The organism is Limihaloglobus sulfuriphilus, assembly GCF_001999965.1.
GTDB lineage: Bacteria > Planctomycetota > Phycisphaerae > Sedimentisphaerales > Sedimentisphaeraceae > Limihaloglobus > Limihaloglobus sulfuriphilus.
Map to the genome: position 1 here is coordinate 2026687 of NZ_CP019646.1, position 14312 is coordinate 2040998.

The window sequence follows — 14312 nt, forward strand, 5'->3', positions numbered from 1 at the left end:
ATGCCAATCGAACATGGAATATGGAGAATAGACAAGGGTCTTGAGAAGATTGATGTTCATTCACTTGATAAGGAACAGCGACTTGAGGAAATCCTTGACAATGATATATCTATAGCTGCTCCGAACTGGATGATTATTGGAAGACAGGTCTATACAGAATACGGCAGTTATATCGACCTGCTCGCGATTGACAGGGACGGCAACATCGTTGTCTTGGAGCTTAAAAGAAATCAGACTCCAAGAGAGGTGGTGGCTCAGTTGCTTGATTACGCTTCATGGGTCAAAAATCTTACTGATGATGAGATAGCCTCTATATTTGATACTTATATCAATAAGTTTCATCCTGAGAGGAATGGTATTTCCCTTGATGATGCTTTTATGAGTTATTTCAATGTCAATTCAATGCCGGATGAACTTAACGAAACTCATCAACTCGTTATTGTGGCATCTTCGTTAGATAACAGCACAGAGAGGATTTTGAACTATCTTTCAGAAGGCCATAATGTTCCTATTAATGCTATCTTCTTCAGGGTATTTAAAGATGAAGACAGAGAGTATTTAAGTCGAATGTGGTTTATAGAACCAACTCTTTCTCCACCTTCTCCGAGTGGAAATGGAGGTGATAAAGAGCCATGGAACGGAGAGTTCTATGCTTCTTTCGGTGGAAAAAGGAGTTGGGAAGATGCCAGGCGAATTGGGTATATTTGCGGTGGCGGGGGTTCCTGGTATAGTAATTCCTTGAATCTGCTTGAGATTGGCAAGAGGGTCTGGGTAAATGCTCCAGGACATGGATATGTTGGAGTAGGCATAGTTGCCGGTCCGGTTACAAAACTGACAGAGTTCGAAATCGAAGATAAAGGCACTAAAAGGTTGATTACAGAGGACGACTTGATAGATAGTTATATCTTCTCTTATAGTCGCAATGATGAAGAGAAAGCAGAGTATCTCGTAAAGGTTGACTGGATTAAGACTCTTAGCCTTGATGAAGCAATAAAAGAAAAAGGTTTATTCGGGAATCAGAATACCGTATGCAAGCCTGTAGCAAAGAAATGGCAACATACCGTAGAACGGCTGAAAAAGAGGTTCGATATAAATAAGTAAAAAGAAGAAATAGATGGGGCTTTATATGTCGTCAAAAACATTCTTTTCCGCAAAAGAAATTGAGTTGCTCAGAGAGAGAGCAAAGCCTGAATTTATTCATCCAGGAGAATATTCAGGTGGGTGGAGCAAGAGCAAATACGAACCTATGAAAGTTCTTGAGGCATTTCCTTCTCTTTCTATAAAGAGTGGATTTGTTCTCAGAGCTTATCAGTTTGTGGAAGGAGGGAATGGAAACGGGGTTGTATGGGCAATGCCTGAAGACTGCTCATTTCCTGAGCCGAATGAATGCGATAAATTAAAAGATACATTTTTAGAATGCCCTCGTCCAGAAGGTGCTATAGACGTTATGGATGTCATTTCTGGTGACGGCTCAGAGTTATCCTATATTTCCGCTTCCATATTTTGCCGTGAAATATCTGAACTTGGGGCTTACTGGCATGGAAGCAGCTGGTCTTCCCATACTATTATAGACGAAGATACAAAAACAGAGGAGTTTGATTTTGAGAAGATTAAGGATTGGGAGTGGTTGGAAGAAAAACCAGTTAATTTTGGCCCTTCAGTTAAAAAGTCGGAAGATAAAACTTTTGTCGTTTTTTATACCCATTCTGGTCTCATGCCAGGAGGATTATATAAGCATATAGATATTTATGATAATAATTCATATCGCCCAAAATTGAATTCTGAACGGATAGCAAAAGGTGGTAATCAGTATCTTTATTAGGAGAAATAACCATGAACGAGAACCAACCCAAATTTTATGATGACGACGGAACAGAAATTAACCCTGACCTAATCCCCAAACCTGCTCTTTGTGTTGCCTGTAAAAAAGATGGTATTTCAGGCAAAGAAGAGATACTCTGTGCTCTTACCAGAGCTGACCAGCAGGGAGAGGATGAGTTTAGATGCGATGCTTATGAGGCGATGGAGTGAACCTTTTCGAAGCAGGAATTATACCTTCTATCCCATTCGGTGCTATTATCGGATGGATGATATGTAAGCCTTTTGGCTTCGTAGCTGCCATAGCAGGAATGGCGGGAGGTGCAATTGCAGGTTTATTTCTTGGCTGGTTATATGGTTTCGTTATTATATTGTTAATGGCATCCTTTACAATTCCATGGAAGTATATAAGAAAGAAAGCAGAGCCAATGCGGATAAGTGATAAAGAACATGAAATATTGACTAAATGCTCCGCATTGGGTATTTTCATTGGGATTTTATGCTCAGGAATTATTGGATTATTCTGCAATTGGATTCTTGGGTTAGTTTTGCTCTTTATATCAGCAGTCATTACATCATTCATATCAGTTGTTTATGCTCAAATTAAGATAAGATGAGTTAAAACTTATGGCAGATAAATATAAATGGAACTTTAAAAAATACTTTCGCAGTTCAGCCTACGGCTGGAACGGAACGGCTAAAGCATCCAAAAGGATGAGAGAGGCTGTCTCTGAGATAAAGAAAGTTGCCAAAAAGGACTCTGCCCTTGCTGGAGAAGGGGCAGTTGAACTCTGTTCCCGCTTATATCCAGCTCTTATGTATATTGACAGTTCATCAGGAGCCTTGGGGACTGCTTTAAATAGAACAATGGATGCTCTTACTCCTATTCTTATCAGTGCTGAATGGGATATGAATACAAGAGGCAAGTGGCTTAAAAAACTCTTTGATGCCATACAGGATGAGGGTTGGGGGATTTTTGATGACCTAAGAGACCGTTGGGGAGAAATATGCGTATATCCTGGGCTTGCCAATCTGTGGGCTGACAGTTTGATTCCACAAGTCAAAGAGTGCTGGCTGAGTGAGAAGTGGTATTTCTTTGTGGGTTCAGATATGTGTCTTTCCTGTCTTTTATTTACTGAGCGTTATGATGAAATTGAGGAGTTACTGAAATTAAGGAGAAAAACGTTCTGGCCATACAACAAGTATCAGGCAATGGCGTTGGCTAAGCAGGGCAAACAGGAAGAAGCCCTTGCATATGCTGAGAAAATGAAGTTGGATGACAGTTCGGGGAACAGTGATTATTCTATCAACAATTATTGTGAATCATTGCTGATAGATATGGGCAGAACAGAAGAGGCTTATGAAAAGTATGGTCTGAATTTCCCTTATAGTGGCACAAAGATTAACATCTATCGCTCTATCTGTAAAAGATACCCTGATATTGATAAAAAGAAAATATTAATTGATTGTATTGAGAAGAAAGGAGAACCGGGAAAATGGTTTGCGGCGGCAAAAGATGCCGGTTTTTATGATATAGCAATGAAGTGTGCCAAGTCGTCTAGTTCCGACCCATTTACTCTTTTAAGAGCATCGAGGGATTTTGCTGATAAAAATACCGATTTTGCTCTTTTTGTCGGCATAAAAGCTATTGTCAAGATGCTTAGGGAAGATTTTTATGAAGAAATATCTACATTTGATATAATCTCTGCATACAGGCAAATAGAACAAACTGCCCAGAACCATGGCAGATTGGCTGAACTTAAAAATTCTTTAAACAGAGAAATTAATGAAAAAAAATGCAAACCAGTTTTTAGAAACGTTTTATTAAGAATTCTGAAAAATGAATAACAGTAATGTTGAGAGGTGCTTAAATGGGCAGAAAACGGGTAGATATTGAGTATAAAGGAGTAGTTCTACGCTATGAAGATGGTAGGAAAGTTATCCGGGTGAGAAGAGATGTAAAAAAAAATCAGAACCTAACAAACTATAAATTAGAAGAATCAGATTTTAGAAATAAAACAAATAGATTGATTTACCAATCCACTAATCTCGGCATTATAGCGAGTGAATTCTTCAAATATATATTATTGTATCAAAAACGAAATAGCATAGAAATTTCACCATTAGCATTGTCTAATTCTGAAGAAACAGAAATAGAAATTACTTGGTTTGACATCAAAGAACGCTCTTCTGATGAGTCAACTATCAAATATATAGCTTATTTCTTAGATGGATTAGATGATTCATATTTTGATAATCTGAAAAATATGTACAGTGATTTCAGGTTTGATTACAAATACATATATTCAAATGAATTAATTCCATATTCGAGCAGGAGTTATAAGGTATTTGCGGAAGTATCTGAATACCTTGAAGATTATCCTAATTGTAATCAGGCTATTTTGCCGGCAATTGCAAGGGTCAGTGGTGATAAATGTTTTGCTTTTTATGCATTTGATGATGAAGAAGCCAGACTAGAGATTAAAAAGGACATTGTTCGTTTATGTAATAAGCGTACAGACCTTGAAAATGTTTGGCAAACTGAAGGTCTCAGGGCTGCTTTTGAAGAGCAGGCTGTTGAAATGAAAGCTAATATTGAAAATAATTTCGCAACATGTAGGACTCAAATGAAATTGTCTTTGAATGAAAAAAAGAAGGAGTATCTCGCAACGATACCACCAGGGAAAATTATAAGCTTAGAAAATCATGAGAATAAAGAGGTTGAAACTCACGAAGAATTTGTCGAATATATTGATTCGCTTGTATCTAAATATGGCGAAGGGGTTGATTGTTTTAGATACAAAATTGGAGAAGATTTAAAGAAGCATTATCTTGAAGGAAAATCGTTAAATGATAAATTGAGGATAACTGTTGAAGATTTCTATGAACAAACTAATCAATACTATATTAATCGTGCTGTTGAATGTTTAATTAAAAAAGAAAAACAACAATTACTAGAATTGGAAGAGTTGTTATCGCATCGAGCCAAGTTTGAAAAATATACTGAACGGTATTATTCAAATGTCAGATTCAAACTTTTGAAGAACGGGTCAATCATCAAGTTTAATCAACATATAACTAAAGATTTTATAGTAAGACATTTTATAAATATCTTGAAAGAAGATTCTGAGTTTGTCGTTACTTTAACAGGTGTTGATGAGTTTAAGCAATTAAGTGATAGTCTGAATCGCAAGATTCTGACATTAGATATTCTATGGGAATATTACCGGGACCGCGATAAATATACAATGCAGAACAAACTATCCAGCAACTGGATTAAACGTATACATGCCTGGTTTATTGAATTTAAGAAAATAGTTGATGTTTCTGATATCGATGACCTTGGACTTCCCGCTATACAAAGTTATTGTACAGAGCTAAACAGAGTTTTAAGTGGGAATTACTACCCAAAGTGGATTTCAGAAGCGTCAGAGCAAGCTTTGAGAAAGAAAAAAGCAACGAAAAAATGGGCTATACACAGACTGAAATTTATTAGTAGTATGTTCAAGAACGCACAGAAAGTCAATCCTGACCTTCAACTTGAACATTTGGTTGAGTATATTGAGATGCAGAGAGACATTCTCAAATAAAATAATTATAATCCGACACATTATTCTTTGTGTATATCAACGAAAAATGGCTGGCTTGGTTTTAGCCCCAATTTCTCACTTAGGTCTCGAAACCGGTAAAAATAAAAATATTTTCGATGTTTCTGGCCTTTGAGGGGTGTTTCGATTCTGGATTTGGCTTTGGTACAGACCTGCCCTATTGCATAGGTGAATTTCTATGCGATAATTTGGGTATGTATTTGAAAAAGCACAGGCGTAAAAAGAACGGTAAATGCAACACCTATTACAGTATTGCTGAGAAGCGGAAGGTCTCCGGTAATCGGCATGTGGAGAAGGTGGTTCTTTACCTTGGTGAGATCAGCGACTCTCAAAAGAAGGCCTGGCAGAGATCAATTGAGATAATCAACGAAGATAACAAACCTGTACACAAAACCCTTTTTGCTTTTGATCAGGACAACCAGAGCTGTCACGATGTTGATACGATACCGGTTAACATCTCAAAGATGAGACTGGAACGACCGCGTAGGTTTGGCGATTGCTGGCTGGCTTCTGAGATGTGGGATCAGCTTGGTTTTGACCGCTTCTGGTCAGAGCGGATTGATACAGACAGATCGCCGGTCGCATTCTCAAAAGTCCTCAAGTTGCTTACGGTGAGCAGGCTGATAAAACCTTCTGCCGAATACTTTGTCCATCAGCACTGGTTCAGCCAGAGTGCTATGGACGCCATCCTTGATTGTGATTTTGAGATTGCCGAGAAAAACAGGCTCTACCGTTGTCTTGACCGTATCCTTCCATACAAAGACGAACTTTGCAAATACCTTAAAGACACCTGGCAAGGAATGTTCAACCTTGAGTACGACATCCTGCTCTATGATATCACCAGCACGTATTTCGAGGGGCTATGCAAGCAGAATCCCAAGGCAGAATTCGGCCACAGCAAAGACAGACGCAGTGATTGCAGACAGGTGCTGATAGCCCTTGTTGTTACGCCGGAGGGCTTTCCTCTTGACTATGAAGTACTTCAGGGAAATACATCTGAAAAGACGACATTAAGACCCCTGCTCAACAAGATAGAAACAATGTACGGCAAGGCCAACAGGGTCTGGCTGATGGACAGGGGCATACCAACGGAAGCTACGCTCAAGTTCATGCGTAAGAACAATATAAGCTATCTTGTTGGCACACCCCGCAGACAGCTCGATGATTATAGCAGTGAACTTTCTCAAAAGGACTGGGAGCAGGTAAACAGCAGTGTTCATGTGAAATACATCGAAAAAGAGGGCGAATGCTATGTCCTTGCCAGGAGCAGGGATCGTATGCAAAAGGAGAGGGCCATGCGTAAAAGAAAACTGCGTAAATATCTTGACGGACTTGAAAAACTCAAGGGATATCGCAATTATGAACGTTTTTATAAACGCCTTGGGGCTTTGCAATCGCAGGCCGGTAAAGCTTATAGATGTGTGGAGCTCAATATTCCGGGGCAAAAGGAGCGGATTGAAGCCGGCGAATTCAGGTATCACATAAACCGGCAGAAATACCGTGATATGATCTATCGTGACGGCAAGTACTTTTTGCGGACCAATCAGAAGGGCAAGGATGGTAAGGCACTCTGGAATGAGTATATGCTGCAGTGCAACGTTGAGCAGTCTTTCAGAGAACTCAAGAGTGATCTTGGCATTCGCCCTGTATATCACCATAAAGAAGAGCGTGTTGATGCCCATATCTTTGTGGCGTTTATAAGTTATTGCCTGCAGGTGACATTGCGGCATAAGCTGCGGGTGAGTGCCTGCGGCCTGACCGCACAGGCTGCCCTGGAAACGATGAGCCGTATCCAGATGCTTGATGTGACATTTGAAACACTTGACGGTCGGTACCTCTTGATGGAGAGGTACACCGAGCCCGAGGCAGATCAGCGTCTGATACTGCACCACCTGAACATGGATCTGCCGCTGCAGAAGCCACCCAAAATATACAGCAGCCAGGTCAAAGATTAAGACCCCCTTTGGCGACACACCAACACCGCGGGCGCTACCATAAACCCTGTTTTACACCCCTAAGTGAGAAATTGGGGTTAGTCACATTTTATAATACGCATTTGTGTTTCGCCATGCTATGGCATAATTGTATACAGTAAATACAGGCGTAAATTAAACCGGTTCTCAATTAGATTTTTTGGAACTGGCCAATTCTTCTCTTTTATTTTTCCAAAAAAAGAAAGATATTTCTAAAAATATTCAATTTTTTTTTGTCAACTAAAATAGACTTCCCTGCTCTTCTGGTGCATTAAAAGGGGCTATTGCTGCAAATTTGTTTGATTAAATAATTTTTGTCCGTTTATATTTCTAATCTCCTCCAACTGAATCTTATTTTTAACTTAATAAACAAAGATTAACTTCTAATCTGACAAAGACATTGAAGCGTAAGTCATTGATATGAATGGAATTACAAGAATATTCTTGTTGACTTTGCATGGTTTTTTTATATAATTCATGAAGTATTTAAATGCTACTTTAAAAGTAAATACAAACAGTAATGGTTACTGTTATTGAACGAACGGCAAAGTTGCCATTAATGTTTTTATACAGGAGAAATAAATATGTTTAATTATAAGAAACTAGCAATGGAGCTAGTAAAGAATGAGGTCAGAAAATGACGAATATTGCTGAAGAAATTAACAATTTGCACAAAGCACTAATAAAGATGTCAGCAGGAACTGCCTATAAGATAGGTAAGTTGCTTATTGAGCAGAGAGCAGCATGTAAGCATGGAACCTGGGAAAACTGGATAGAGGAGAACCTGGAATTCTCAAAATCTACGGCTCGCAGATATATTGATGTATATGAAAAATGTGGGCCTAAAAACCCCAATTTGGAAGATTTGAATAATGTAAAATTATCTCACCTTTATAGGGAAATTGAGAACAACAGGAAAAAGAAACGCCCGATTCAAGAGTTTAGAGACAGTGATAAGGCCAGGACAGTTATAAGAGAGCTTTTCGCAAATCGTGAACATAACTTTGAAAATCCAGCAGATGGCAAGACTGTAAATCAGATTATTAACGGCGATACGCTTGAAGTAATGGCGAAGATGGAGCCGCATACCGTGCATCTTATTTGCACATCTGTGCCTTATAATAACAATCTCGATTATGGAATAGGTCTTGATGGGAAGATAATCAATGATAACAAACCCTACCAAGAATATCTTGATTGGTTGGGGCAATTTGTAACTCAGTGTTATAGGGTTTTGGTGCCAGGCGGCAGGCTTATAATCAACTGCGACAATCTCACTAACAAGCAGAGGGATGAAGATGGTGAGTTTACATATCGCCATGCCCTTGATTGTGATTTGCGTTATAAGGTGTCAATCGGCGCTTTAAATTAGGTCACTATGAGCGCGTTCAAAATGGGTCAGTTAAACCAGTTGTTATTTACTATTTTTAGTTTCATTTGTCAAGTTGGATTTGGATAAAACGATTATTTTCGACGTTATTGGGCAGATACGCCAGGCCTGTTTCGCCCGGACCGGCGGCCGGGTGAGAATGGGCCACCCAAAAAGCTCGTCGGAACCTGGCCGCCGCAAGCCGGGCGGGACAGGCCGGTTAAGACTGAGTCAGCCTTCATGGCCGGCTCTTTTCTCACAGGCACCATGCTCGGCACGGTCCTTGAGACGGTAGCTGCGGCCTGTGATGTTGATGATCTCAGCATGATGCAAAAACCTGTCCAGGATTGCGGTTGCCGATGGTACATCGCCAATTAGCTTGCCCCAGTCTTCCAGCGGCCTGTTGGAGGTCATCATCGTGGATTTGTTTTCATATCGCCGCATAATGATCTCCAGCAGATACTCGCCGCAGCGTTTTGGCAGATGCTTGATGCCCATATCATCGATTATCAGCAGCTCCGGCTTGAGATATCTGTTCATTACCTTATCCTGACAGGCAAAGGCATCTTCGTGCAGAAAATCCCTGGCAACATCAAATATCGAGCGGTACCGCACAGCCATGCCTGCCTTGACTGCCTGATAGCCTATCGCCTGACACAAATGACTCTTGCCCACACCCGGCGGGCCAAGCAGCAAAACATCAATGCCCTCACTGATAAAGCGGCATGTGGCCATATCAAATATCCGGCTTCTTTTAATCGAAGTGTTGAACTGCCAGTCAAACTCCTCCAGTGTCTTGAGTTCTCTAAACCCGGCAGCCTTAATACCCCTTTGGATCTGGCGATGCTTTCTGACCAGCATCTCATCCTGCAGGATCAGTTCTAAAAACTCAGCATGAGTGAGGCTGTTGCCGGCTGCCTCCTGCAATCGAACTTCAAGTATCTCAAGCATACCTGACAACCTTAGTGATTTTAATGTGTTGTGCAGTGAATTGTTCATAATAATCTGCTCCTGAATAAGTTATGATTATTGTTCAGCCCAGAACCTCTCTTACGAATTCTCCGTAACTGGAGATATCTCTGATAATAGGGTGCTCATCTATAAATTCCATCTGGAGCTGCCTGTCACCGCCGTGTTTAATAATACTCCTGATGGTCTTCAATCGAAAAGCATTGTGGCTTAACGCTATTTTACATGCATTATCGATTTTGTTACCGTTATAGGTATTGGTCATATTCAGCAAGCCCAGAAGTACGCGGATACCAGGTATTCCTCTGGCCTCAAGCATCTGCCGGGCCCATCTCTGGGCATTCTCACCTATCAGACTGACTCGTTCAAGCATCCATACAACGCCGTTTTCTATCTTTGTTCTTTTCTCTGAATGAATATGTCCGTCCTGAGTCTGGAATCTGCCCGGCTCAACTTTAGCGTGAACAACAATCTGCTCCATGCTGCGGTTAAATACTCTTACCATATGGCCGTCCCATCTTGCCCATACCTTGCGGCCGGTATATTCCGGAGGCACCGAGTAATAGGTCCTCTCTACCTCTATATGGCCGTCCCTGTGAACGGACCGCTGAGCTTCTGTAAATGAAGGAAACCTTCCAACCGGAAGCCTCAATAAAGCAGGCTTTTCCTGTTCTGTGAACAATTTGCCTACCTGCTTGCGGGTAGTGCCGTGAATACGGGTATCGGCAATACGGCTCTCCCAGCTGAGAAGAAACTGATTCTGCTCTGAGAGGCTCTTAAAGCTGCGGCCCTTGAGGGCGTTATTTTTGACATATGCTACTGCTTTTTCAACCTTACCCTTGTGTCTTGGGGTATACGGCTTACAGGGTAAAATGGCGGTACCGTAATGACGGCAGAATGACACTATTTTTGGGTGTATCTCAGGATCATACCAGTCAGCTTTGTTTACAGCAGCTTTAAGATTATCTATTATCAGTGTTTGCGGAACACCGCCAAAGTGGTGAAAAGCGTTTTCCAGGCAATTTATAAAGTTATCGCCGGTCTGCCTGAAAACTGCCTCGCTGTAGGATTTACGGGAGAAGCTAAGCACTACCCGTATTACATGAGTTCTTTTTCGTCTGCCATCTTTCGTTATTACCGGTGCACCCGTACCAAAATCTATCTGAGCCTCTTCACCGGGCCTGCATTCAAGACGCCTGAACGGAACAGGCGAATTTTTACTGAGGCGGTTGACAAACCTGCGAACGCTGTGGTAGCTGACATCAGAGCCGTGGTCGTCACGAAGATCCTGCCATATACGCCGGCGGCTGAGCCCCATATCCAGCTTGTTCTTAATTATTTCACGGTAAGGCTCACAATTGCTTACCGGACCGGTTGAGCTTTGGGCCACCGACCCGGGAGGCGCGTTAGTGACCTGTTTTGAATTATCATTGTCTGATTTTGCATACTTACGCACCGTATCCAGGTGGATGCCAAGCTCTCTGGATATACGCCTGCAAGACCAGTTACGCTCTCTTAATGTCTGTATTACACTTCTTTTAGTCATTTTTAGATAGTTCGCCATAAAGACCTCCGTTATATTTTCGATAATATCGATAATATAACGACTCTAAGGCAAAAACTTCCTTTCAAAATGACCTATTTTGACCCGCTCATTACTGACCTGTTTTCAGCGCCGCTTAACAATAAGGTAAGAGAGCTTGATTTGGGCTTATTAGAATACCAGGACATTATATGGTATAAGTATAATAATGGTTCTGCGAAAATTCGTTCTCAAGGTAAAAAAGTCTCTCCTTCTAAGCCCAATTTGAGGAACTGCAAAGAGCATATTATTATATGGTCAAAAGATAAATTTGAGTTGCCTCAGCCTAGGGGAGTTAAGCCTGATATTACTCCAGAGGAGTTTGAGGAATGGACTTACAATGTATGGAAGGTTCACCCTAATACAAACAAGAACTGTCCTCATCCTTGCACCTGGCCAGAAAAGTTATGTGAAAGGCTTATCAAGCTCTTCAGTTTTCCGACTCAAGTTGTTTTAGACCCGTTTTGTGGGAGTGGGACAACTTGTCTCTCGGCTAAGAATCTAAATCGCTCCTATACAGGAATTGAGCAGAATCCTAATTATTGTCAGTGGGCAAAGGATAGGGTTGAAGGTAAAGATATGGATATGGAGCTTGCTAAGTTTCTGTTGAGCGTTAAATCTGAATTGGAGGCAAAGCTCGGGATTGAGTTGGTAGATAAAAAATATGGCCGCTATTTCAAGATGGCTAAGCCGACTGATAGTATAATTGCTTTTAGTAAATCATCAGTTGAAAAATCTATTATAAAGAAAAGAAAAATAGCGTAAAAAAAATTATTTTTGAGCAGAAAAGTGAAAGTAACTTTGTTAAAAAATAAAAATACAGAATGCTTTTACAAGCCCCCATAGAAGCATTTTGAAGCAGTATCAAGAATTTCAAATTCTTTAGTTTTTGAAATTCAAGAATAATTTGTGTCCCAAAGACTCGTTGTCGAGGGGTAGAAATACAGTAAATAATTTTTTAATAATAAAGGAAATAAAATGAAAAATCCATCTGAAAAAACCGTAAATACAGTTGTAACTACAGTATTTGATTGCAGAGATGATGATGAACCCATGTTTTATGGGATGTTTAAATCTATTGAACAATTGGTAAAAATGTTTGATGGTGATGCTTTAGTTGCAATATTACCTGTAGATGATAATGACTATGAAGCCTGCTACTATGATAATTCAACTAATGGAAGTAAATATCAAATGTTGGAACAGGATGACAAATACGTTATACCCGTTGTTGATGATGATGATGTGATTTTTGATGTATACGAAATTGATTGTCCATTCACTAATGAAGAAGAGTGGTTTGCTGTCTTCGTTGCAAGAAAGTATGAATTGGATTTTATGCTCTTTGGATTTGGAGTCACATCATGCGTCTTGTAAGTATTAAGAGGAAATTGAGAGATGTGGCTTCCCTATGCCTCTCAACTTATTAATAACAGACAAATAACTGAACCCTCGTTGGGTTCGACTCAAGTTTTTGCTTGTAGCGAAAATGAGACGCTGAAAGGTCGCAGCGAGTCCAGAAAATGGACTAAAGGGGCCATGAAACTGCAAATTGTAGTATAATTTTAACCTTTTTAAATAGGAGAAACAAATGAAAAATATTATTAATGGCAAGGTATATGATACCGAAACAGCAGAATTAATTTGTAGCTATAAATATGGCTATGAAGGAGACTTTAGATATGTCTATGAGGCCTTATACAAGAGTTACAATGGACAATTCTTCATCGAGTATAAAGGTGGAGCAATGTCTAAGTATTCAGAAATTACAGGTCCGAATGAGGCGTTTGGCGGTTCTGGAATTCGTCTAATTGATGAAGATGAAGCCAGAGATTTTATAGAGTCTAATGGTTCTACTGAAGATTATGTAAAAGCCTTTGGTGAGCCAGAAGAAGGCTGATATTAAAGTTTGTTGATATAATAAGAGACAAATTCTAGATAAGTCTCTTATCATTGATACATTCTCTCTTGAGTAGTGATTTTAAATTTGATATTGTTTAATCAAAGATGTGGCAAATTAAATTATTGCTGATATTAATAATAATAAATTAGGAATAAATATAATGAAGAAAAAAATAAAAAAAGATGAATGGATGTCGTTTGCATCCTGGCTAAGGGAATACTATCCCCGCACCCTTTACAGTAAATTTAGGTTGAAATATATGGGAGAATTGGGTTGCCTTACTCATGAACAAACAGCGAGAGCTGTTTACTATACCTATCCGTCTGCTTATAAGGATTACTTGTTTTATAAAAAATATGGTGCCTTAAAAGCGACTGCTGTTCCAGATTCTCAATCAATATTTGATTAGTGATTTGAATATGTTTATAGTTGTTGTTAAGTTAGCGGCGAATCTTTTTTGCCGCTAACTTAAAAAGGATTTCATTTATCATCAGCAGTAGGTGAAGTCTGTGTTTATTATATGCTGAAAGAAGGAGAAAAAGATGGAGAAAAATATTCATCAAAGAATTTTTATATGCCCCAAATGCGGGTCAAACAAATTGGGATATCAAAATTATGTTAAGAGCGTAATGCCTATTATTATTGATGACGCTGGCCAGGTTAGTTATGAACAGCCTGTAGTTGACCATGATGACCATGTGCCAGCCGAGTTTGGTTATATCTGTCAGAAATGCGGGAATAAGATATCTCACGCTGGAGAATGGCTTGAGACTGAGTCTGAATTGATACACTACTTAAACTTATCCCAAGAACAGTTAGACAGGGAACAAAAGCAGTTCGAGGTATATATCGAAGAACAAGCCCAGGAACAGAAAGATAGAGACGAGGAGAGGCATCTGTGTTATGAGGAGTGCTGCTCCTGATATGGTGTTGAGCTGGAATGGGAGTATATTTCTCATTTTGAGTAATCTGAACTTTTTAAAGCAAGTTCTTTAGTAAGATTACCAACCGCTGGAAAAATATTCTTCGTTCCAGCTCTTTTTTTGCAAAGAATCTCAATCTATAGGAAAGTGAAAAGGTATTTGATAAA

15 protein-coding genes are annotated in these 14312 nt (G+C 39.8%); 13 read left to right on the forward strand and 2 right to left on the reverse strand.

Going from position 1 to position 14312, the window contains the following annotated elements; genetic code table 11:
- From SMSP2_RS07590 to SMSP2_RS07625, 8 genes are all read left to right on the forward strand, one after another.
- Positions 1 to 1101 carry a PDDEXK family nuclease gene (locus tag SMSP2_RS07590; RefSeq protein ID WP_146683380.1) on the forward strand — a complete coding sequence of 367 codons (1101 nt, stop codon included), beginning with the start codon at positions 1 to 3 and terminating at the stop codon, positions 1099 to 1101.
- 25 nt (positions 1102 to 1126) lie between these two features.
- On the forward strand, positions 1127 to 1822 hold the full coding sequence (locus SMSP2_RS07595; RefSeq protein WP_146683381.1) for a hypothetical protein: 696 nt from the start codon (positions 1127 to 1129) through the stop codon (positions 1820 to 1822).
- A gap of 11 nt (positions 1823 to 1833) precedes the next feature.
- Positions 1834 to 2031 (forward strand): hypothetical protein, encoded by a 198-nt coding sequence (locus tag SMSP2_RS07600; RefSeq protein WP_146683382.1) that lies wholly within the window; start codon positions 1834 to 1836, stop codon positions 2029 to 2031.
- Positions 2028 to 2435: a hypothetical protein gene (locus tag SMSP2_RS07605; RefSeq protein WP_146683383.1), complete on the forward strand. Its 408-nt coding sequence runs from the start codon at positions 2028 to 2030 to the stop codon at positions 2433 to 2435. Before SMSP2_RS07600 ends, SMSP2_RS07605 begins: the two co-directional genes overlap by 4 nt.
- Positions 2436 to 2445: 10 nt before the next feature.
- Entirely contained in the window at positions 2446 to 3666 is a 1221-nt protein-coding gene (locus SMSP2_RS07610) for a tetratricopeptide repeat protein (RefSeq protein WP_146683384.1), read from the forward strand.
- 23 nt (positions 3667 to 3689) lie between these two features.
- The gene (locus SMSP2_RS07615; protein ID WP_146683385.1) at positions 3690 to 5408 is read left to right on the forward strand and encodes a hypothetical protein; all 1719 of its coding nucleotides are present in this window, start codon (positions 3690 to 3692) and stop codon (positions 5406 to 5408) included.
- A 116-nt stretch (positions 5409 to 5524) separates the two neighbouring features.
- Positions 5525 to 7381 (forward strand): IS1634 family transposase, encoded by a 1857-nt coding sequence (locus SMSP2_RS07620; RefSeq protein WP_146683153.1) that lies wholly within the window; start codon positions 5525 to 5527, stop codon positions 7379 to 7381.
- 655 nt (positions 7382 to 8036) lie between these two features.
- Positions 8037 to 8771 carry a DUF3102 domain-containing protein gene (locus SMSP2_RS07625; RefSeq protein ID WP_146683386.1) on the forward strand — a complete coding sequence of 245 codons (735 nt, stop codon included), beginning with the start codon at positions 8037 to 8039 and terminating at the stop codon, positions 8769 to 8771.
- Positions 8772 to 8999: 228 nt separating this feature from the next.
- On the opposite strand, the gene istB is transcribed toward SMSP2_RS07625, so the two are convergent.
- Together istB and istA are read right to left on the reverse strand one after the other, a co-directional pair.
- Positions 9000 to 9767 (reverse strand): IS21-like element helper ATPase IstB, encoded by a 768-nt coding sequence (istB, locus tag SMSP2_RS07630; RefSeq protein WP_146682973.1) that lies wholly within the window; start codon positions 9765 to 9767, stop codon positions 9000 to 9002.
- A 34-nt stretch (positions 9768 to 9801) separates the two neighbouring features.
- Positions 9802 to 11283 (reverse strand): IS21 family transposase, encoded by a 1482-nt coding sequence (istA, locus tag SMSP2_RS07635; protein ID WP_186804635.1) that lies wholly within the window; start codon positions 11281 to 11283, stop codon positions 9802 to 9804.
- A gap of 87 nt (positions 11284 to 11370) precedes the next feature.
- Between istA and SMSP2_RS07640 the strand changes: the two genes are divergently transcribed.
- The 5 genes from SMSP2_RS07640 to SMSP2_RS07660 all read left to right on the forward strand — a co-directional run bounded on the left by SMSP2_RS07640 (position 11371) and on the right by SMSP2_RS07660 (position 14145).
- Positions 11371 to 12084: a DNA-methyltransferase gene (locus tag SMSP2_RS07640; protein WP_237048832.1), complete on the forward strand. Its 714-nt coding sequence runs from the start codon at positions 11371 to 11373 to the stop codon at positions 12082 to 12084.
- Positions 12085 to 12297: 213 nt separating this feature from the next.
- Positions 12298 to 12696: a hypothetical protein gene (locus SMSP2_RS07645; RefSeq protein WP_146683388.1), complete on the forward strand. Its 399-nt coding sequence runs from the start codon at positions 12298 to 12300 to the stop codon at positions 12694 to 12696.
- Positions 12697 to 12910: 214 nt separating this feature from the next.
- Positions 12911 to 13219, forward strand: coding sequence for a hypothetical protein (locus tag SMSP2_RS07650; protein WP_146683389.1), 309 nt, complete (start codon positions 12911 to 12913; stop codon positions 13217 to 13219).
- A gap of 163 nt (positions 13220 to 13382) precedes the next feature.
- Positions 13383 to 13631, forward strand: a complete 249-nt coding sequence (locus tag SMSP2_RS07655; protein ID WP_146683390.1) for a hypothetical protein — start codon at positions 13383 to 13385, stop codon at positions 13629 to 13631.
- Positions 13632 to 13764: 133 nt separating this feature from the next.
- Positions 13765 to 14145: a hypothetical protein gene (locus SMSP2_RS07660; RefSeq protein WP_146683391.1), complete on the forward strand. Its 381-nt coding sequence runs from the start codon at positions 13765 to 13767 to the stop codon at positions 14143 to 14145.
- Positions 14146 to 14312: the final 167 nt, after the last annotated feature.